Here is a 20,110-nt window from a genome sequence, read left to right on the forward strand (position 1 = left end):
GGTTCCTCTGAAGGTTTTTTCTTTATTTATGGATTGAATTCTTTCCCTAGCGGCTCGAGCCGGATGCCCGAGCGAAGATGTTTCCATGATAGTTGGGCCGGGCTCAGCGGCATGGCTCCGGGAGCCGTGCAGACTAAAAGTTTCTCGGCAATCGGCGCGAAATCTGCGCGAAAATGGACAGAGCTTTTATTGACAAGAATGGCTTCCTGTTCCGGCTCTATACCCACCATGCGATACAGGGCGCGGTCGGCCATCTGCGCCAGATTGGTCGTCACGACCACGCGCGTGCCGCCAAGCCGCAGACATGCTGATGGTCCCATGTTGAGCCACGTGCCGCCATAATAGGGCCCGGTTGCATGGGCTTTCCCGTCAGACAGTTTCTCGACCTGAAACCGGGCTGTGAACGGCTCGTCGCCGGCTATCCCGGATTTGCCGCCCAGCGAAATTTCAATTTCTGCTCCCTCGCCAGCGCGATGGGCGAGTGCCGCCGCCTCCGGATCGTGCATGCAGCCGATGGATGCCCTATTGGCACCGCAGGCCACAAGTGCCCGGAGCATTCCTGTCGTGTCGGAACTGCCTCCGGCGCCGGGATTGTCCTGCGTATCGGCAATTACTATGGGTCGCTTTGCATCGCGGGAGAGTTCAATCGCCTTTTCGACCCCTTCCTCGGGTTGATAGGCAATGCCTGCAAACGACCCTTCCGCCGCGGCCAGCGCATTGGCGATGGCGTCCGCGCAACGCTCAACCGCGGCGTGGTCCCAGCCATAGGCGAAGACAGAAGGGCCGCATTCAGCAAAATCAGCGGCGGGAAACCCCATGAAAAGCGAGGCTGTCAGCACATTTTCCGGCAGGTCAACCGTCATGCCATAGAGGGCCTTGGCGGGTTGCTCGTCCGTGCATTGCCAGGCAATCGGGATGAGATAGTCGCCCTGACGCATGGTCTTGTGCCAGCCATGCGGCCAGACATCCGATTTATCAATCAGGGCTTGCAACGCCTTGGCCGAACGATAACCGGTTTCAGCCATATCGACATGCGGATAAGTGCGGAAACCGACCATCACATCGGAAAGTTCGAACATGCGCTTTGTAATGTTACCGTGCAGATCGAGCGCGACTGCAATCGGCTCTTCCGGGCGGACGACGCGAATCCGCTCAAGCAATTCACCTTCACCGTCATCGACATGCGCAGCAACCATTGCACCGTGCAGGTCGATGAAAATCCCGTCGAGCGGACCACAATCCTTTAGCCCGGCAACGATTTCCGAGACGATGGTTTCATAAGCATCTTCTGTGACCAGTGCAGACGGTATGGCCCCTGCCCACAGGATCGGCACAATTTCCCATCCCGCTTCATGGGCAAATTTCAGTGCACCGGCAATGCCCAGATTGACATCTTGCGCGTGATCGACAATCGCGTCACCGCGCGACAGCGGAATATAACCGCCACCTTGAACGAATGCCGCCATATCGGCTGGAGCCGCAGCAAACGTGTTTGTTTCATGCAAAAAGCCAGCGACAGCCACGCGTTTTGACACGAGCATACTCCCATTTCATAGATTTGCCCCCTCGGGCAGGAACGTGTATCTGTCAGCGATACATCTATATCTATTTTTATCTTAGGGACCAATTTTGGTACTTGTCAATCCTTGAACGGCGACTAAAGATTTTTCCCATGAACACATTTCGAGACCTGGGCGGCATCTCCACTTTTGACCCCGATGAGGGGGAAGCCTATAATGAAGATCCATTGTTCCTGCGCTCTGTTGCGCGGACCGTGGCTGTCATGATGGCGTTTCAGAAGGCACGGCATCCGCTGTCGCTGAGCCAGATAGCGACTGCAGCTGGGATCGATCGAAGCGCAGCCCAGCGCATCGTCCATTCACTGCTAAAACTTGATGTGATCGCCCGCGATCCCGCAGATCGCGGTTACCTGCCGGGCTTGCGCATCCTCGATATGACTCATGATCTGTTGCGGCTCAATCCGATGCTACAACGCGCCAACCCGATCATGTTGGAGCTCCGTCGCCGCGTGCGTGAACGCGTCGATCTTTCGCTTTTCGACGATGTCCGGGTTGTCTACGCCGTGCGCATGCCATCAAAGCACGAAATCTTCAGCGCGACGCTCGTCGGCCATGCCGTTCCGACCTATTGCACGGCGGGTGGCGTTGCCATTCTTTCACGACTGCCCGACGAAAAAATCGCGGATATCGTCAGCCGTTCCGACCTGACGCCTTTCACGCCCCATACGATTCGCTCTCTGGAAGAGGTGATGGAGCAGGTGAATGCCACGCGGGAACGCGGGCATTCTGTCTTGTGTCGCCAGCTTCTGCATAACGAAGTTGCTATTGGCGCGGCCATTCTTGATGCGGGCGGAAATCCGGTCGGCGCAATTCATGTGGCTGGCAGCCTGCAGGAATGGTCGGCGGAAGGCTTCAGCGACAGTTTCGGACCACTCGTCGAAAATGCCGCACGCACCGTTTCAGAACGCCGGTGACCGTTTGGGTAAGCTAATGCCAATGGATCGGAAAGAGAGCTTTACGTTCTTAAAATAGAGCCCCTCTAAAAGAATGCCGGGCCATAGGCCCGGCATTCTTTGCGCTTGGGAGGCAATATGATCAGTCTTCCTTGATCATGCTGTCCTTGCTCGTATCCCGCATACGGAGATAGACGATCAAGGAAATGCCGATCATGACGGTGACGTACCAGTAAAAGCCACGTTCCCAGCCGCCATTCTTGAAGCTCAGCGCGACATACTCCGCCGTGCCGCCAAACAGTGTATTGGCGAGAGCATAGGGCAGCGCCACGCCAAGCGCACGGATATGAGCCGGAAAAAGTTCTGCTTTTACTACTGCGTTGATTGAGGTGTAACCGGTCACAATGATCAGTGCCGCCATAACGAGAATCCCGGCAGTCCATGCATCGCGGGTCTGTTCCAGCGTGGTGAAAATCGGGTAGGTGAACAGCACGCCAGCCGCACCGAAGGCGATCATCAGGGGCTTGCGACCGATCTTGTCCGAAAGCGCACCGGCTATCGGCTGCAGGCACATCAAGACAAACAGTGTCACGGCATTGATCTGGCTTGCCACTTCACGACTGAAGCCCGACGTGTTGACCAGAAATTTCTGCATATAGATCGAGTAGGCATAGAAGGCGAGCGTACCACCAGCGGTCAGAAGCATGACCAGCGCAGTTTCCTTCGGATGGTACTTGATCAGGGTCCAGAAGCCCGATTTTGGCGCATCCTTCGCTTTCGCGTTCTTGAAGCTTTCGGTTTCCGCAAGGCCGCGACGCAGCCAGAAGACGACAACGGCAAGCAGAGCGCCAATGAAGAATGGAATACGCCAGCCCCAGGCTTCCAGCGCCGAGGTTTCCATGGTCGATTGCAGAACGATCAGGAGAAGAATGGCCAAGAGCTGGCCGGAGATCAGCGTCACATATTGGAACGATGAGAAAAAGCCGCGACGGTCTTTCCCCGCCATTTCAGAAAGATAGGTGGCGCTCGCACCATATTCGCCACCGACCGACAGCCCCTGCATCAGTCGTGCGAGGACCAGAAGGGCTGGCGCGACAATTCCAATGGTCTCATATCCAGGGGTGAGCGCGATGATCAGCGAACCAGCACACATCAGTGTCACGGAGAGTGCCAGACCAGCCTTACGGCCCTTGCGGTCGGCATATATGCCCATGATCCACGCACCAATCGGACGCATCACGAAGCCGACGGCAAAGACGGCTGCGGCGCTTAAAAGCTGCGCGGTCTGGCTGTCGGAGGGGAAGAAATGCGGTGCGAAATAGAGCGTGAAAGCAGCATAGACATACCAGTCGAACCATTCGACCAAATTGCCGGTAGAACCACCGATGATCGATTTAAGCCGACTGTTGGTGCTCGGCGCATCACTCCGTTCGGATGTTATTGAGGCCATTATTGTTCCTTCACATGTCTCGATATCTGAGGATCAACCCGTTGCAGAAGCGCAGCTTCGTTGCGCTGCCAGTCGGGTTCTGTTGTGTTGAGGGTTTTAAAAGGCTGTGGTGCCGGACGGCTTGAAAACCGAAGCCGGATTGTCTGAAATTGTGAAAGGAGGGTTCAGCTATGAACCGCGCTCCGCCACAAAAGCGCCATTGGCGTTGAGGAAATTGAAGTCCCCGTCCGGCTAACTTTAGGCGGGCATTGATATCGCTGCATAGGTGAACCCCTCCTGACGAAACTCCCATTTTCGTGGTGGCGATAAGATGCGGTACGCGGATTTCAATCGCCATAGAGCGGCGTTAAAAAGTTTAATTCTTTGAAATTATTTGAAAAAGATGGTCCGCGGCTGCGTAAGTCTGCATAGTTTGTGCAAAAATCTGCGTGACTTTGCGTTGGATATTGCATAATTCTGCACAAATGAAGATGTCCCGAAACGCGGTGAAACTCCTGCTTCTTGCTTTTGCTATTATGTTGGCGGCGGGTTTCTGGACGGCTGCAAAACTATGGACGGAGCAGGGCGCGACCGAACGGTTGCGTCAGAACGCAACACTTGTTGCGCGTCAGCAAACACGTCTGATCGACAGTGAGCTGGCCAAGTTTCGTCTCCTTCCTGTCGCGTTGAAGGAATATAGCGATCTGCGGGATGTGCTGGCAGGCGGGGCGCAGGACGCCGTCGCGCGCTTGAATGCCAATCTCGGTTTTCTGGCCCGTGAGATCGGCTCGCCTATCATCTATGTCATCGCCCGTGACGGTGTCGTTATTGCCTCATCGAATGCAGGCACGCCGGAAAGCTTTGTTGGACGCAACTATAGCTATCGCCCCTATTTTCAGGGCGCCATGGCTGCCGGTGACGCCGAATATTACGCCATCGGCGATCTGAGCGGACGTTTTGGTCTTTTCCTTTCCAGGCGCATCGGTGATCAGACCAATCCGGTCGGCGTGGTGGTGGTGAAATTTGAGTTTCACCGGTTGGTCACTACATGGACGAACGATCCGGGTCAGACCTTTGTGATTGATCCACGCGGAATCATTCTGGCGTCGACCGATATGCCGGAAGCGCTGCGGTCTTTCCAGCCGATTACCACCGCCGAACGGACGAAAATTCTCCAAAGCGGGCAGTTCCATGCCGCCGATCTCCAGCCGAGCCGTTATGCTTTTGAGTCTGGAGGGGTGATGCGCGGACCTTCCGGCGATCCGTTCGTCGTCGTTGAAGAACCCATTGCCGGGACCGCGCTGAAACTGGTCCATATCGAGCCGACCGCACCGTCCATGCAGGCGGCCCATGATCTGGCGCGACTGATCACCGTTGCGGCGATGCTGGTGGTGTTTTTGCTTGCCGCTGCCGTCTACTGGCGCATGACGCACGCTGCGCGTGCAACTGCTGATCGCGCTGCGCTGGAAAAAGCTGTCGCCGAACGCACGGCGGAACTAAGTGCCGAGATGATCGAGCGCGAGCGCGCCGACAAGCGCTTTCGTGATGCCCGTGAGGAGTTGGCGCAGGCAAACAGGCTGGCCTCGCTTGGCTCGATCACTGCGGGCCTTGTGCATGAAATCAATCAGCCGGTCGCGACCATCCGTACGCTGACCGAGAATGCGCAGCACTATCTGTCCAAGGGCAAGCTCGACAAGGTTGCCGCAAATCTGACGACCTCCGTCGATCTGACGGCGCGCATCGGCTCCATTACGCAGGAGATGCGCCGCTTTGCCCGTCGACGCGGCAGCGTTGCGCGTCCGATACCACTGAACGAACTGGTCGATGGCACGATGGTGTTGATGGGCGACCGTTTTCGCAATGCCAATGTACCGCTGGATATGCCGGAGCAATCAGAATTGATGGTGTTCGCCTGCCGTATCCGCTCGGAACAGGTGCTCGTCAATTTGCTGCAAAACGCGCTCGATGCGGTGACGGCGCAGCCCGATCCGCATGTCGCAATCATCATCGAGCAAGACGATGAACAAGTGTCGTTGATCGTTGCAGATAACGGTCCGGGTATTGATCCGGAACTGGATGATGAGATTTTCAGCCCCTTTGTCACCGGCAAACCGGACGGGCTTGGTCTTGGGCTCGGTATCGCGCGCGATCTGATGACGGAACTGGAGGGAACGTTGCGGGTCGTTCCTTCACCACTGGGTGGTGCGGCTTTTGCTGCGACGTGGAAGCGGGTGCATAAGGACGGTGAGCATGACGGAAAGTGAACCCTTGCGCGTGATGCTGGTCGATGACGATGCGCCGTTTCGCACGGCCCTTGCGGATTCCTTCGAGATTGCCGGGATCGATATTGAAACCCACGGCGATGGCCAGTCGGCGCTAGCCAATCTGACCGCCGATTTTCCCGGCGTTGTCGTCACCGATATTCGGATGCCGCGTATCGATGGCCATGCCGTTATGGAAGCGCTGCTGGCGCGTGACCCCGAATTGCCGGTCATTCTGATGACAGGCCATGGCGATATCGGCATGGCCGTCACGGCGCTCAAGAAGGGCGCCTTCGATTTTATTGCCAAACCCTTTGCAGCCGATCACCTGATTTCCAGTGTGCGCCGTGCGCTGGAAATGCGCCGTCTGGTGCTGGAAAACCGGCGTCTGCGCCGTGCTGCGGCGGAAGCCGAGCAGGATTATCCATTGCTGGGCGAAACGCCGGTCATGGTGCGGCTGCGCGACACGATTCGCCAATTGGCGAGCGTCGATGTTGATGTACTGATCGAAGGCGAGACTGGTACGGGCAAGGAACTTGTCGCCCGACTGTTGCATCGCTGGAGTGCGCGCCATGCTCGCGGCTTCGTTGCGATTGATTGCGCTGCGCTCCCCGATGCGGTTGCAGATGACGTCCTGTTTGGCAATCGTATTCAGCGCGGCAGGATTGCCGATGCTGATCGGGGTACGCTCTTTCTTGACGAGATCGACAGCATGTCGGTCAACCTGCAAGGCAAGTTGCTGCGGGTTGTGGAGGAGCGCGAGTTGCCTTCGCTGACCGGAGAGCCTCGTGCTGTCAATCTGCGGGTGATTGCGGCCGCCAAAGGCGATCTGGACGGTGCCGTTGCAGCGGGGCGTTTTCGCTCTGATCTTTTCTATAGGCTAGAAACGGTGCGGTTGCGCATTCCGCCCTTGCGTGAACGCCGCAAGGATATAGGTCTCCTTTTTGCCTATTTTCTCGACGAGGCCGCCAGCCAGTTCGGGCAACCGCGCCCCGCAATCGATGCAGCCATCGAGTCACGGCTCCATTCCGACGACTGGCCGGGCAATGTGCGCGAGCTGCGCAATTATGCCAAACAGGTGGTGCTTGGCTTGCGGCATGACCCTGAACATGAACCGAGCACATTGCCGTTATCCGAACAGATGGATCGGTTCGAGGAAGGGGTCATCCGCGCCACGCTCGAACGATGCAATGGCGATGTGGGCGTTGCTGCTGAAGTGCTGCAACTGCCGCGCCGTAGTCTCTATGCAAGGCTGCAAAGGCACGACATCGATGCCTCGTCGTTTCGTCGTCGCGATTGACGTATTCGCCCACCGACGCGCGTTTTCCGCAACTATCTATTGACCGATTTTTAACTTAGACTACTATATATAGTGTTCTAGGTTCTTTCGATTCGATGGGTCGAAAGCTAAGAGGGAATTCGGTGAGTCGCCGCCATGAAGGTTGAGACGAAGCCGAAGCTGCCCCCGCAACTGTAAACGGTGAGTTCTTGTTGATCATGTCACTGGCGTAAGCTGGGAAGACCGACAAGGGCGCTGACCCGTGAGCCAGGAGACCTGCCTTGAGCAATGAACGTCCACGGGCGGGGTGTCCGGTTGGTGTGCAGTCATTGAGGCGAGTTGTGCTTCTTGCCGATTGCTACCCCGAATACCCGCTCACAAGCTTCGGGGTGAAGTCCATGTCTGACACATTGTGCAGTTTGTATTGTCCTTTCAGTTCAGGACCACCTTTCCAGAGGTGATTTTGCGCGGTCCAGTGGTGCTCATGCATCGCTGACTTTCCCCATTTTGTCCGTCTTCACGCGCATGTCCCGTGCGCGAACGATCTTTTATGCGCATCTGTCCCCCATACGGCGGACGGGTCCCAGTCAGCTTGCGCCCAATCCAGTGAGGAAGAAATGAACGTTACCGTCTATAGCAAACCCGCCTGCGTCCAGTGCACCGCAACAACCCGCGCCCTCGACCGCCAGGGGATTGATTATCAGGTCATCGACATTTCTGCAGATATGGAGGCTTTCGATCTCGTGAGGGGGCTGTGTTACCGGCAGGTGCCGGTCGTCGTGGCCGGTGAAACCCACTGGGCCGGTTTTCGCCCGGATATGATCAACGGCCTTTCGTGACCGTGGCTTCGCCATGAGTTCTGCAATGGGTCTCCTTGTCTATTTTTCCAGTCGCTCCGAGAACACGCACCGTTTCGTAGAGCGGCTTGGAATGCGCGCGAGGCGCATTCCCATCCTCCAAAGGGGTGAGGATGACACGAGCCTGTTGCAGATAGACGAGCCATTCGTGCTCATGACGCCAAGCTATGGCGGCGGTGGAACCAAGGGGGCGGTGCCAAAGCCCGTCATCCGGTTTCTCAACAATGCGGGCAATCGCTCGCTGATCCGCGGCGTGATCGCCGCGGGCAACAGCAATTTCGGCGAAGCTTTTGGCATAGCCGGCAAAATAATCTCCGCCAAATGTCAGGTTCCCTATCTTTATCGCTTCGAGCTTTTGGGAACCGATGAAGACATTGGCAATGTCAGGAACGGGATGGAACGATTTTGGACACGGCCGACACAACCCTGATCCGCGAGCGCGATGCAGAGCCGATTGCGGAGGACGCGCCACAAGCGGCAGCGTCGAACAGCCCCAAGCCCGTCAAATCTACGGATGGGCTGGACTATCATGCGCTGAACGCAATGCTCAATCTCTATGACGATGAAGGCAACATCCAGCTGGACCGTGACCGGCAAGCTGCGCGGCAATATTTTCTTCAACACGTCAATCAGAATACGGTCTTCTTCCATAATCTGCGGGAGAAGCTGGATTATCTGGTAACCGAGAACTATTACGAGCAGGCCGTGCTCGACCAGTATTCCTTCAATTTCGTGCGTGATCTTTTCGATGAGGCCTATGCGAGAAAGTTCCGTTTCCCGACATTTCTGGGCGCCTTCAAATATTACACCAGCTACACGCTGAAAACCTTCGACGGGAAGCGCTATCTGGAGCGCTATGAAGACCGCGTCTGCATGGTGGCGCTGGCATTGGCGCGCGGCAGCGAGCAACTGGCGCGTGACCTTGTCGATGAAATCATTTCCGGTCGCTATCAGCCTGCAACGCCGACATTCCTCAATGCGGGCAAGAAGCAGCGCGGCGAACTCGTGTCCTGTTTCCTGTTGAGGGTGGAGGACAATATGGAGTCCATCGGACGTTCCATCAATTCCGCATTGCAGCTTTCCAAACGCGGTGGCGGCGTGGCCTTGAGCCTGACGAATATTCGCGAATCCGGCGCGCCGATCAAGCAGATCCAGAACCAGTCTTCGGGCATTATTCCCGTGATGAAGCTTCTGGAGGATTCATTCTCCTACGCCAACCAGCTTGGCGCACGACAGGGAGCCGGTGCGGTTTATCTGCATGCCCATCATCCCGATATCATGCGCTTCCTCGACACCAAGCGCGAGAATGCCGATGAGAAAATCCGTATCAAGACCTTGTCGCTCGGTGTGGTGATCCCGGATATCACCTTTGAACTCGCCCGCAACAATGAGGATATGTATCTCTTTTCGCCTTATGACGTGGAGCGGGTCTATGGTCAGCCGCTGACCGAGATTTCGGTCACGGAAAGATATCGTGAAATGGTCGATGATGCGCGCATCCACAAGCGGAAGATCAACGCGCGCGAATTCTTCCAGGTTCTGGCGGAAATCCAGTTTGAGTCCGGCTATCCCTATATCATGTTCGAGGACACGGTGAACCGCGCCAACCCGATCGACGGGCGCATCACCATGAGCAATCTTTGCTCGGAAATTCTGCAGGTGAGCGAAGCCAGCATCTTTAATGAAGACCTTTCCTATGCCCATCTCGGCAAGGATATTTCGTGTAATCTGGGGTCGCTCAACATCGCAGCCGCGATGGATTCAGTGGATTTTGGAAAGACCATCGAGACCTCCATTCGGGCGCTGACGGCGGTTTCTGATTTGAGCCATATCAGCTCGGTGCCGTCTGTCGCGCGCGGTAATGATGAAAGCCACGCCATCGGCCTTGGTCAGATGAACCTGCATGGCTATCTGGCCCGTGAGCGGATTTTCTACGGTTCGGAAGAAGGGGTGGATTTCACGAATATCTATTTCTACACCGTGACTTACCACGCTCTGCGTGCTTCCAACCGCATTGCCGTCGAAGCGGGCAAATCGTTCAGCGGTTTTAAAAAATCCAAATATGCGTCAGGTGAATATTTCCACAAATATACGGATCAGTGTTGGCAGCCCGCGACCGAAAAGGTACGTGAGATTTTCGAAAAGGCAGGCATCGCGATCCCCACGCAGGATGACTGGCGCGATTTGAAAAAGGCGGTGATGGAGGGTGGCCTCTACAACCAAAACCTACAGGCCGTGCCGCCGACCGGGTCTATCTCCTATATCAATCACTCCACCTCTTCGATCCATCCGATTGTGTCCAAGATCGAGATCCGCAAGGAAGGCAAGATCGGTCGCGTCTATTATCCGGCTGCATTCATGACCAATGATAATCTCGATTACTATCAGGACGCCTATGAGATCGGGCCGGAAAAGATCATAGACACCTATGCGGCTGCGACCCAGCATGTCGATCAGGGTCTGTCGCTGACCTTGTTCTTCCGCGACACGGCCACGACCCGCGACATCAACCGGGCTCAAATCTATGCCTGGAAGAAAGGCATCAAGACGATCTACTACATCCGGCTGCGCCAGATGGCGCTTGAGGGGACACAGGTGCAAGGCTGCGTTTCCTGCGCTTTGTAAGTTCCAGATGTGACCAGAGGAAATCCAATGAACATGCAATTCAAAACCGGCAAAGGAAAGACCCCGGGTCTCGTGCGCGCCATCAACTGGAACCGCATCGAAGACGACAAGGATCTGGAAGTCTGGAACCGACTGACGGGTAATTTCTGGCTGCCGGAAAAGGTGCCGCTCTCCAATGATATCCAGTCCTGGGAAACGTTGAAGCCGCAGGAAAAGCAGCTGACGATCCGTGTCTTCACGGGTCTGACCCTGCTCGACACGATCCAGAACGCCGTCGGCGCAGTGGGGCTGATGGAGGACGTGGCAACGCCCCATGAGGAGGCGGTGCTTTCCAACATCGCCTTCATGGAAGCGGTCCACGCGCGCTCCTATTCTTCGATCTTCTCCACGCTTTGTCTGACACCGGATGTCGATGACGCCTATCGTTGGTCGGAAGAAAACGAGTTCCTGCAACGCAAGTCTGAACTGATCCTCGAACAGTATCGTGCGGATGATCCTTTCAGAAAAAAGATCGCCAGTGTGTTTCTGGAGAGCTTCCTGTTTTATTCGGGTTTCTATCTGCCGATGTTTTGGTCGAGCCGCGCCAAGCTCACCAATACGGCGGATCTTATCCGGCTCATTATCCGCGATGAAGCCGTACATGGCTATTATATCGGCTATAAGTTCCAGCATGCGCTTGAAGTGCTGGGCGAAGCGCAGAAGCAGGAAATCAAGGACTTTGCTTTCGAGCTGCTGCTTGAACTGTACGATAATGAGGTTCGCTATACGGAAGCGCTTTATGACGGCGTCGGCCTGACCGAAGACGTCAAGAAGTTCCTGCATTATAACGCGAACAAGGCGCTGATGAATCTCGGTTATGAAGCGTTGTTTCCAGCTGAGGCCTGTAAGGTCAATCCGGCTATCCTGTCAGCACTTTCGCCGAATGCTGACGAAAACCACGACTTCTTCTCCGGTTCGGGCTCTTCCTATGTCATCGGCAAGGCCGTGGCGACAGAGGATGAAGACTGGGAGTTTTAAGTCCGCTACGCGAAGGCTGGCCAGCTTTCCAGATCGGCCTCAAGTTTGCGAAACTGACCATCGAGGATGGTCAGTTTCGTGCTCTAAGAAATAGCAAAGTGGATGCTAGGCTCGTGCTTTCCGATCGGCTCTCGCTCGGTCTCGCGAGCGCGTGTAGATCCAGTCAAGGACGAGCATTACGAGCAGGGACGCTCCCACGAGTGGGAACACAATTCCGCCAATCACGAGAATAAGCAACAGTCCCCGGAATACCCGCCTGTCACCCGGCATCGGCGGAACGCCAAGAGAGCCTTCGGGACGCCGCTTCCACCACATAACCCCGGCAGAAACCGCCAAGAGCACGATGCCAATACAGGCAAGCGCCAGGATAATCTGGTTGGCGAGACCGAACTGCTGGCCCATATGGGTATTAATTCCCCATTCCAGCGCTTTTCCAAGCGGCCCATAGTCTGCATAGCTCATATCGATCAAAACATTTCCTGAATATTGATCGAGGTGGACAACCCGTTGTTGCGACAGATCATCAGGGTAGACCGATCCGGTAAATACACCCGTCGGAGTTGTTGGAATATTGACAGCGTAACCGTGATGAAGCCCAAGATCGTCAAATTTTGCCACGGCTTTATCAAGGCCGATGGAACTCATTTGGTCATGGTCGCCCGACGACATGGGAACCTGCGCCTGTTCAAGCGACCAGCTTGTTTTCGCAATATGATCCAGGTGTTCATCGGACATGGGAACGGCAACACGGACGCCAGCAGGATATCCGAAATTGTTGCCATTCGCCCATTCGTTTACCTTCCCACCCCATACGCCAGACCATGGCATTCCTGTAACGGCAAGGAAAACGATAAAGAACCCAACAACGATACCGGTTACCGCATGCGTATCTCTCCAGAACACACGTTTTGATGGGGTGCCCCGCACGCTCACGGCACCGCCGGACTGCTTTCGTGGCCACCAGAGATAAATTCCGGTTCCCACCAGAAGTATCGCCCATCCCGCGGCAATCTCAATCGCCATTCTGGCGTAGGACCCAAAATATTTCAGACTGTGCAGATATCGGACCGTCCACATCACTGTGCCACGATCAGGCAACGATCCAAGCACACTTCCCGAATAAGGGTTTACGTAAACAGCGACCTTCCCATTGTCCGGCGTGTTTACCGTTATCTCGGCAGAGCTGTTCGGGCTTGCCGGATCGGTAAATTTGATCGCGGTTCCCGGTACGGCTGCGAGAGATGTTTCCACCATTGCTGATGGAGAAACTTTTGAAGTTTCCTGAACTTGGACGCGCTTGAGGTCGGCGTGAATGATCCCGTCAAGTTCGTTCTGAAACAGGTACAAAGCACCTGTTATTGCCAATGTGACCATAAAGGGAAGGACAAGCAGACCGGCATAGAAATGCCAGCGCCAAACGGCACGATAGAGATCGGATGGGGCGGATGCGGAACGCGCCGCGCCTTGAGTGTCTTCAGACATTGCAATTCTCCTGAATTCCATGTGGCGGGTTGCGCCAGGTGAACTGTTCAGGAGATTGGCGGCGGAGCCCTGGCTTCAGAATAGAAACTTGATTGTGGACTGGAGGCTGCCGAAATTACTGAATATCGGACCAGACTGGTGCTGCGAATGGGCTCCTGAAAAGACGCCTGGGTGGGTGTCAGCGCAACTTGCAGGGCACTCGATGCCAGTCGGCAAAGAGAGGCACACGGGCAATCACCAGATTTGGACGGCGTTTTGTGGTCATCTTCATTGGCTTGCAGATGAACTGCTCCGGCGGTCGAGCAGATTACTCCGAATACATTCTCGTATTCGCTTCCAGCCATGGCGCTGCGTGTGAAGCCCGACAGCATTCCCTGAAGCATCAAAAACGCGCAGATAAACGCCACAAAGGTGGTCGCAATCTGATTATCACGTAATGATGCTCTGAGTGCTTTCATCCTCCTTCGTTGCCACAATTTCGGCACATAGTCACTGCGGCAGAGTCGTTGAAATTGAATTGACAAACTTTGCCAATGCACAATGTAAGCCAAAAAAGGGAGACCTAAATGGCAACCATGAACGTATCGCTCCCTCATCCGATGAAAGAATGGGTTGAGGCGCAGGCAAAGACAGGACGCTATTCAAACGCGAGCGACTATGTGCGCGATTTGATCCGTAAAGATCAGATGCGCAGCGATAAAATTGCCGCTATGCAGCACTTCGTTGACGAGGGCTTGCAAAGTGGGGTCGGGACCCGATCCCGAGACGAACTCTTCGCCGCAGCAGTTGAGAACGCTGAAAATTTTCCTGATCGCAAATAATGCAATTCAAGCTCTCTGTTCACGCAGAAGTAAAAATGGCGCTTCCTGGAGTGCCAAGCTTTTATCTATGAAGAACGATGGTAGCCTTCACAGCTGCTGCCGCACGGTTCTCGACCCCAAGTTTAATATAGATTTGCTCCAGATGTTTGTTCACAGTGCGAGCGCTCAGGTCGAGAATAGTGCCGATGTCACGATTTGTTTTTCCATGGGCTACCCAAAGTAAAACATCGCTTTCTCGCGCCGTCAGGCCAAAGTGACGGCGTAGCATGTCCTGTTCGCCGTTTTCGCTGATCGCAGTCAGCTGGAACAAAAACTCATTGGGACCGGTCGAACCGAGATGCGCCAGTTGCAGGGATATCTGCCCGTTGGTCGTGACGAATTCCGGGCTATCATTGGAGATTCCTTGTCGGTCCCGTGCCCGTAGCAACTCGGCGCATTTTTGCTGCAAAAGCAGCTGGCCGTTCCCATTCTCACTGGCACTATCCATCAGGCGCATCGCCTGCGGCGTGGACCAGAGAATGGCGCCGTCACGGTCCACCGCAAACAGATGTCTGCCACTGGCGTCGAGCGCGACGCGGGCACTCTGCACGGAGCGGGCATTGGTGAGATGCACCCTTATGCGCGCCCGCAGCTCATCAATATTGATGGGCTTGGTCAAATAGTCGACACCGCCCGCTTCCAGCGCATGGACGATATGTTCAGTTTCTGTCAGGCCGGTCATGAATACGATGGGCACTTGCGAGATGGCTGGATTTGCCTTGAGCCGGCGGCAGGTCTCGAACCCGTCCATTCCGGGCATAATTGCATCCATCAGGATCATGTCCGGTGTGATACGTTCAGCAATGCCAAGCGCAGCGCTGCCGGATGTTGCGATCAGCACGGAGTAGCCAGCCTGTTCCAGCGCTTCGGTCAGGAAGCCGAGCGTCTGCGGAGAATCGTCAACGATAAGAACCGTGTCGCGGGGAAGAACGCTCATGGCCGGTTATCCATTTTCTGTTCCAGATTGCGCAAGAACATATCGTAGCCCGACATGTTGAAGGCGCGTATATATTCGCGCGCGTTGTCGACGAAGGGTTGAAGGTGTTCATCCTGCGCCAGAAGGGCGAGCTTGGCTTCGATGCCGCGAACATAGCCGATCTCCCCCAGACGGATCAGTTCCTGCAAATCGGCAATCGCGGGGCTGTTGATGCTTGTAGCGCGCGACTGCAGCTTTTTTTCCTGGTTCTCTTCGTAAACCCAGTCGATACCCAGATGCACCGCCAGTTTGGCGTGAATTTGCCGGATATCGAATGGTTTCGTCAGCGTGTCGTTATGCGCATTGTCCGGCAGGCTGTCGGGCCGGGTGCCATCGCCGATATTGGCCGAGAGCATGATGATCGGCACACTCTCGCCTTTCTCGCGCAGGCGGGTCACCAGTTCCCAGCCATTCATCTGCGGCATTCGGATGTCGATAAAATAGAGGTCGGGACGAATACCTTCGATCAGTGTTAGGCATTCCGTCCCGCTTTTGGCAGTCAGTACGATGAAATCAAGCGGCGTCAGGATTTCACGCATCAGCGCGCAATGATCGTCATTGTCATCGACCACAATGAGAGTGCGGCGCGGGCCGGTATAGTTTTGGATTTTTCGCGTCGGTGCGGCCAGATTGATCGGGCGGTCGATGGCGCCCAGCATCAATCGAACCTGAAATGTGGACCCCTTGCCATAGGCGCTGGTGACGGAAAGCTCACCGCCAAGCGTATTGGTCAGGAGTTTGGTGATGGTCAGGCCGAGACCGAGGCCCGGCAGATGGCGGGTATGTTCGGCCTCGCCGCGCTGGAAGGGTTCGAAAACGCGCTCAAGGTCCTTGTCCGCAATGCCGCGTCCGGTATCCATGATCCTGAAGGTGGCGACCTGATTGCGATAGGCAATCTCCAACGCGACTTCCCCTTTCTCGGTGAACTTGATCGCATTGGTGAGCAGATTGACTAGAATCTGACGCAGGCGCTTTTCGTCAGTGCGCACATATTGCGGCAGCGCTTCGACCTTGCGGTAGCGGAAACTTATGCCCTTGGCTTCCGCCTGCGGCTTCAACATGTCGATGATCTGGTCGAGAAAATCATGCAGATTGATTTCGTTGGAATAGACCTGCAAATGGCCGGTTTCGATTTTGGATATATCGAGAAGCCCGTCGATCAGGCCCGAAAGGTGATCGGCGCTGCGGCGGATCAGCTTGATCGAAGGCTGTCGGGCTGGGGGAATCGTTTCGTCGCGCTCCAATATCTGGGCGTAACCCAGCACCGCATTCAGCGGCGTTCGCAATTCGTGGCTGAGGCCAACGACATAGCGGCTTTTGGCCCGGTTGGCGGCTTCCGCATTGTCTTTGGCCTGTTGCAGCGCCGCGTCGGTTCTTTTGTGCGCGGAGATTTCCTTTAAAAGAAGTGCGGTTTGTCGCGAGGATTCCTCTTCCGCAACGATGCGGCTGTCATGCGCCAGCACATAGAACCAGCAGACGATGACGGCGATCAGTGCCAGAACGAAAAACACAATCAGGATCGTGCGATTGACGACCTGCGCAGTTTCCGGCGATGCCGCACCTGCGTGATAAGCCACGAGCCCGAGAATGGTAGCAAGAAAAGCCACGGAAACGGCCACCGTCACTGCATAGCGTCCGAGCCGTGTCGAGAATTTTTCGATGACGGCGGCAGGCAGCAGCGCATTGGCTACTTTGGCACTTTGGGCGCGCATGTGTGCTTTCGGCTTGCAAAGATCGTGGCAGCGGCTGTCGAGCGAACAGCACAACGAGCAAATCGGGGCCGCATAAGCAGGACACCAGGCCATATCTTCCGGCTCGAAATTATGCTCGCAGACCGAACAGGTAATGGTGAGCTGGTTTTGCCAGGATTTGCGCGGCTTGCGCGCGAGGTAATATTTGCCGCCTGTTTTCCACGCGATCAGCGGTGAAACGATGAAGGCCACCAGAAGTGCGATAAAGGGCGCAAGCGCTGCGGCCATAGCCCCGAAAGCGCCAAAATGCGCGGCCAATGCCGCGAATGACGCAATGGCCATGGTGCCGGTGCCGACCGGGTTAATGTCATAGAGATGAGCGCGTTTGAATTCGATACCGGGCGGCGACAGGCCAAGACGTTTGTTGATGAAGAGATCGGCTGAAATCGTGGAAAGCCAGGCCATGGCAACGATGGAGAAGACGCCGAGCGTCTGTTCCAGCACCTTGTAAATGCCAAGCTGCATCAGAAGAAGGCCGATACACACATTGAACACTAGCCAGACGACGCGCCCGGGATGACTGTGCGTCAGGCGGGAAAAGAAGTTAGACCACGCAAGCGATCCGGCATAGGCGTTCATGACGTTGATCTTCAGTTGCGAGACCACGACGAAGGCGACGGTCAACAGCAAAGCCGCTGTATGGGACGGGATCATATAGCCGAAAGCCGTCAGATACATATGCGCCGGATCGGCTGCGACATCGGCGGGAACACCGGCACTCAGCGTGAGTACCACCAGAAACGATCCGGCCAGCAGTTTGGGCGCGCCGAGCACGACCCAGCCGGGACCGGCGAGAAAGACCGCGATCTTGTGCCGCCATTTGCGTTGGCCTTCAGGGGGAAGAAAGCGCAGGAAATCGACCTGCTCGCCGATCTGCGCCATCAGTGCCAGAATGACTGCCGAGGCGGCCCCGAACTGCGCCAGTACGAAGGGCGCTCTATCGCCGCCGGTAAATCCAGCCTGAATGCCGGAGAAGGTCAGCCAGAGGTCGAACTTTCCCCAGTCTGCCAGTGCGATGAAGATGAAGGGCAGAATATTGAGCGCGATCCAGAAGGGCTGGGTGGCGATCTGGAAGCGGCTGATCATGCGTACGCCATAGGTGACGAGCGGTATGACCACGACGGCGCTGATGACATAGCCGATCCACATCGGGATGCCGAAGGCCAGTTCCAGAGCGCCCGACATGATGGAAGCTTCGATGGCGAAGAGCAGGAAGGTGAAGGTCGCGTAGATGAGCGAGGTGACGGTCGATCCGATATAGCCAAAACTCGCGCCGCGTGTCAGAAGGTCTATGTCGACGCCGTGGCGTATGGCATAGCGGCTTATCGGCAGGCCGACCGCCAGCATGACGAGGCTTGCGACGATAATGGCGGCTACGGCGTTGCTGGTGCCATAGGATAGCGTGATCGCGCCGCCGATGGCTTCGAGCGCGAGGAAGGAGATTGCGCCGATGGCGGTATGAGCGATGCGATTGGACGAAAAGCGGCGCGCGCTTTTCGCGGTGAAGCGCAGCGCGTAATCTTCCAGCGTTTCATCCGCGACCCAGCGGTTATATTCCCGTCGGACCGGGATGATGCGTTGCCGCGCTGCCATGCTGCTCCATTTCCCCTCCGGCTCCTTGCTGTGCCGTTTCAAAGAGAGATAGCAGGTAATTCTATGAATGCATATTTCACCCCAGTAACTACGTCATTTAACGTATAAGGAAACGGCTCCCTCTCCCCAATAGTTGGCAGTAACCCGAAAAATCGGGACCAACCAACAGAGAGGGACACGCAATGACATTCCGGTCGCAGATGCTTGCCGCACTTTTTGCAAGCGCGCTCACCATCCCTAGCCTTTCTGGCGCACTCGCCGAAGAAGACACGATCAAGGTCGGTATTCTCCATTCGCTGTCGGGCACGATGGCGATCTCGGAAACGACGCTCAAGGACGCCATGCTGATGCTCATAGAAGAGCAGAACAAGAAGGGCGGCCTTCTGGGCAAGAAGCTCGAGGCTGTCGTCGTCGATCCGGCTTCGGACTGGCCGCTTTTCGCGGAAAAGGCCCGCCAGCTCATTTCCCAGGACAAGGTCGCGGCCGTGTTCGGCTGCTGGACCTCGGTGTCGCGCAAATCGGTCCTGCCGGTCTTCAAGGAACTGAACAATATCCTGTTCTATCCAGTGCAATATGAAGGCGAGGAATCCGAGCGCAACGTGTTCTATACGGGTGCCGCGCCGAACCAGCAGGCTATTCCCGCCGTCGATTACCTGATGGAAAACGAAGGCGTCGAACGCTGGGTTCTGGAAGGCACCGACTATGTCTATCCGCGCACGACCAATAAAATCCTCGAAGCTTATCTGCTGTCCAAGGGCGTGAAGCCGGAAGATATCCGCGTCAACTACACGCCGTTCGGTTTCTCCGACTGGCAGACCGAAGTGGCGGCGATCAAGGGCTTTGGCGCAGCCGGCAAGAAGACCGCCGTGGTTTCGACCGTCAATGGCGATGCCAATGTGCCGTTCTATAAGGAACTCGCCAATCAGGGCGTGAAGGCGGAAGATATCCCGGTCGTGGCCTTCTCGGTCGGTGAGGAAGAACTGGCCGGTATCGACACCGCACCGCTGGTCGGCCATCTCGCGGCCTGGAACTATTTCGAATCCGTCGATAACCCGACCAATGCCAAGTTCATCGAAACCTGGCACGCTTATACCAAGGACGACAAACGCGTCACCAACGATCCGATGGAAGCATCGTTCATCGGGTTCAACATGTGGTTGAAGGCCGTCGAAAAGGCCGGAACCACCGATCAGGATGCGGTGATCGACGCGCTGGTCGGCGTGTCTGTCCCGAATCTTTCGGGTGGCTATTCGACCATGATGCCGAACCATCACATCACCAAGCCGGTGCTGATTGGCGAAATCCAGTCCAACGGTCAGTTTGAAATCGTCAGCCAGACGCAGGGCCTGATCGTCGGTGACGAATGGTCCGATTATCTGCCGGATTCCAAGAACCTGATCTCCGATTGGCGCAAGCCGATGTCCTGCGGCAACTTTAACGTCGAAACGGGCAAGTGCGGCGGTCAGGGCGGGTCCTGATAACGGGGGATGCAGAGGGCGGGCAGAAC

15 protein-coding genes and 1 riboswitch are annotated in these 20,110 nt (G+C 56.0%); of the genes, 9 read left to right on the forward strand and 6 right to left on the reverse strand.

Annotated features, from left to right (window positions below):
* Positions 1–26: 26 nt before the first annotated feature.
* On the reverse strand, positions 27–1,541 hold the full coding sequence (locus tag WIX40_RS22000) for a M81 family metallopeptidase (protein ID WP_339442185.1): 1,515 nt from the start codon (positions 1,539–1,541) through the stop codon (positions 27–29).
* A gap of 131 nt (positions 1,542–1,672) precedes the next feature.
* Here WIX40_RS22000 and WIX40_RS22005 point away from each other — a divergent pair, with 131 nt between their 5' ends.
* Positions 1,673–2,494 (forward strand): IclR family transcriptional regulator, encoded by an 822-nt coding sequence (locus tag WIX40_RS22005; RefSeq protein WP_339442187.1) that lies wholly within the window; start codon positions 1,673–1,675, stop codon positions 2,492–2,494.
* A gap of 121 nt (positions 2,495–2,615) precedes the next feature.
* On the opposite strand, the gene WIX40_RS22010 is transcribed toward WIX40_RS22005, so the two are convergent.
* Positions 2,616–3,923 carry an MFS transporter gene (locus WIX40_RS22010; RefSeq protein ID WP_339442189.1) on the reverse strand — a complete coding sequence of 436 codons (1,308 nt, stop codon included), beginning with the start codon at positions 3,921–3,923 and terminating at the stop codon, positions 2,616–2,618.
* Positions 3,924–4,387: 464 nt separating this feature from the next.
* Between WIX40_RS22010 and WIX40_RS22015 the strand changes: the two genes are divergently transcribed.
* The 6 genes from WIX40_RS22015 (at position 4,388) to nrdF (ending at position 11,941) form a co-directional block, all read left to right on the forward strand.
* Complete coding sequence (locus WIX40_RS22015) at positions 4,388–6,166, forward strand: sensor histidine kinase (protein ID WP_339442190.1); 1,779 nt, start codon at positions 4,388–4,390, stop codon at positions 6,164–6,166.
* Complete coding sequence (locus WIX40_RS22020) at positions 6,153–7,463, forward strand: sigma-54-dependent transcriptional regulator (protein ID WP_339442191.1); 1,311 nt, start codon at positions 6,153–6,155, stop codon at positions 7,461–7,463. The genes WIX40_RS22015 and WIX40_RS22020 overlap by 14 nt, the downstream gene beginning before the upstream one ends.
* A 62-nt stretch (positions 7,464–7,525) precedes the next feature.
* Positions 7,526–7,740: riboswitch (cobalamin riboswitch) on the forward strand.
* 319 nt (positions 7,741–8,059) lie between these two features.
* Positions 8,060–8,281, forward strand: a complete 222-nt coding sequence (gene nrdH / locus WIX40_RS22025; protein ID WP_339442193.1) for a glutaredoxin-like protein NrdH — start codon at positions 8,060–8,062, stop codon at positions 8,279–8,281.
* Between the two features lie 25 nt (positions 8,282–8,306).
* Entirely contained in the window at positions 8,307–8,729 is a 423-nt protein-coding gene (gene nrdI, locus WIX40_RS22030) for a class Ib ribonucleoside-diphosphate reductase assembly flavoprotein NrdI (RefSeq protein ID WP_339442402.1), read from the forward strand.
* Positions 8,705–10,924: a class 1b ribonucleoside-diphosphate reductase subunit alpha gene (gene nrdE / locus WIX40_RS22035; protein ID WP_339442195.1), complete on the forward strand. Its 2,220-nt coding sequence runs from the start codon at positions 8,705–8,707 to the stop codon at positions 10,922–10,924. The genes nrdI and nrdE overlap by 25 nt, the downstream gene beginning before the upstream one ends.
* Positions 10,925–10,951: 27 nt before the next feature.
* A complete protein-coding gene (nrdF, locus tag WIX40_RS22040; protein ID WP_371834165.1) occupies positions 10,952–11,941 on the forward strand; it encodes a class 1b ribonucleoside-diphosphate reductase subunit beta in 990 nt (329 codons plus the stop codon).
* A gap of 105 nt (positions 11,942–12,046) precedes the next feature.
* Here the strand turns inward: nrdF and WIX40_RS22045 are convergent, their stop codons facing one another.
* Both WIX40_RS22045 and WIX40_RS22050 read right to left on the reverse strand, forming a co-directional pair.
* Positions 12,047–13,423 carry a PepSY-associated TM helix domain-containing protein gene (locus WIX40_RS22045; protein WP_339442197.1) on the reverse strand — a complete coding sequence of 459 codons (1,377 nt, stop codon included), beginning with the start codon at positions 13,421–13,423 and terminating at the stop codon, positions 12,047–12,049.
* Between the two features lie 47 nt (positions 13,424–13,470).
* On the reverse strand, positions 13,471–13,881 hold the full coding sequence (locus WIX40_RS22050) for a DUF2946 family protein (RefSeq protein WP_339442198.1): 411 nt from the start codon (positions 13,879–13,881) through the stop codon (positions 13,471–13,473).
* Between the two features lie 108 nt (positions 13,882–13,989).
* On the opposite strand from WIX40_RS22050, the gene WIX40_RS22055 reads away from it, so the two are divergent.
* A complete protein-coding gene (locus WIX40_RS22055; RefSeq protein WP_339442200.1) occupies positions 13,990–14,244 on the forward strand; it encodes a type II toxin-antitoxin system ParD family antitoxin in 255 nt (84 codons plus the stop codon).
* A gap of 61 nt (positions 14,245–14,305) precedes the next feature.
* Here WIX40_RS22055 and WIX40_RS22060 read toward each other — a convergent pair whose 3' ends face one another.
* Both WIX40_RS22060 and WIX40_RS22065 read right to left on the reverse strand, forming a co-directional pair.
* Positions 14,306–15,220 carry a response regulator gene (locus WIX40_RS22060; RefSeq protein WP_339442202.1) on the reverse strand — a complete coding sequence of 305 codons (915 nt, stop codon included), beginning with the start codon at positions 15,218–15,220 and terminating at the stop codon, positions 14,306–14,308.
* Positions 15,217–18,603, reverse strand: a complete 3,387-nt coding sequence (locus WIX40_RS22065; RefSeq protein WP_339442203.1) for a hybrid sensor histidine kinase/response regulator — start codon at positions 18,601–18,603, stop codon at positions 15,217–15,219. Before WIX40_RS22065 ends, WIX40_RS22060 begins: the two co-directional genes overlap by 4 nt.
* Before the next feature lie 200 nt (positions 18,604–18,803).
* Between WIX40_RS22065 and urtA the strand changes: the two genes are divergently transcribed.
* Positions 18,804–20,081: an urea ABC transporter substrate-binding protein gene (gene urtA / locus WIX40_RS22070; protein WP_371834169.1), complete on the forward strand. Its 1,278-nt coding sequence runs from the start codon at positions 18,804–18,806 to the stop codon at positions 20,079–20,081.
* Positions 20,082–20,110 lie beyond the last annotated feature (29 nt).

Origin of the sequence: Ochrobactrum teleogrylli (assembly GCF_037482325.1) — a bacterium.
In the GTDB taxonomy this organism is placed as follows: domain Bacteria; phylum Pseudomonadota; class Alphaproteobacteria; order Rhizobiales; family Rhizobiaceae; genus Brucella; species Brucella teleogrylli.

Coding starts and splice junctions, on each gene's coding strand:
- WIX40_RS22000 (WP_339442185.1), bottom strand. CDS start 1,541: ATGCTCGTGTCAAAACGCGTGGCTGTCGCTGGCTTTTTGCATGAAACA.
- WIX40_RS22005 (WP_339442187.1), top strand. CDS start 1,673: ATGAACACATTTCGAGACCTGGGCGGCATCTCCACTTTTGACCCCGAT.
- WIX40_RS22010 (WP_339442189.1), bottom strand. CDS start 3,923: ATGGCCTCAATAACATCCGAACGGAGTGATGCGCCGAGCACCAACAGT.
- WIX40_RS22015 (WP_339442190.1), top strand. CDS start 4,388: ATGAAGATGTCCCGAAACGCGGTGAAACTCCTGCTTCTTGCTTTTGCT.
- WIX40_RS22020 (WP_339442191.1), top strand. CDS start 6,153: ATGACGGAAAGTGAACCCTTGCGCGTGATGCTGGTCGATGACGATGCG.
- nrdH (WP_339442193.1), top strand. CDS start 8,060: ATGAACGTTACCGTCTATAGCAAACCCGCCTGCGTCCAGTGCACCGCA.
- nrdI (WP_339442402.1), top strand. CDS start 8,307: ATGGGTCTCCTTGTCTATTTTTCCAGTCGCTCCGAGAACACGCACCGT.
- nrdF (WP_371834165.1), top strand. CDS start 10,952: ATGAACATGCAATTCAAAACCGGCAAAGGAAAGACCCCGGGTCTCGTG.
- WIX40_RS22045 (WP_339442197.1), bottom strand. CDS start 13,423: ATGTCTGAAGACACTCAAGGCGCGGCGCGTTCCGCATCCGCCCCATCC.
- WIX40_RS22050 (WP_339442198.1), bottom strand. CDS start 13,881: ATGAAAGCACTCAGAGCATCATTACGTGATAATCAGATTGCGACCACC.
- WIX40_RS22055 (WP_339442200.1), top strand. CDS start 13,990: ATGGCAACCATGAACGTATCGCTCCCTCATCCGATGAAAGAATGGGTT.
- WIX40_RS22060 (WP_339442202.1), bottom strand. CDS start 15,220: ATGAGCGTTCTTCCCCGCGACACGGTTCTTATCGTTGACGATTCTCCG.
- WIX40_RS22065 (WP_339442203.1), bottom strand. CDS start 18,603: ATGGCAGCGCGGCAACGCATCATCCCGGTCCGACGGGAATATAACCGC.
- urtA (WP_371834169.1), top strand. CDS start 18,804: ATGCTTGCCGCACTTTTTGCAAGCGCGCTCACCATCCCTAGCCTTTCT.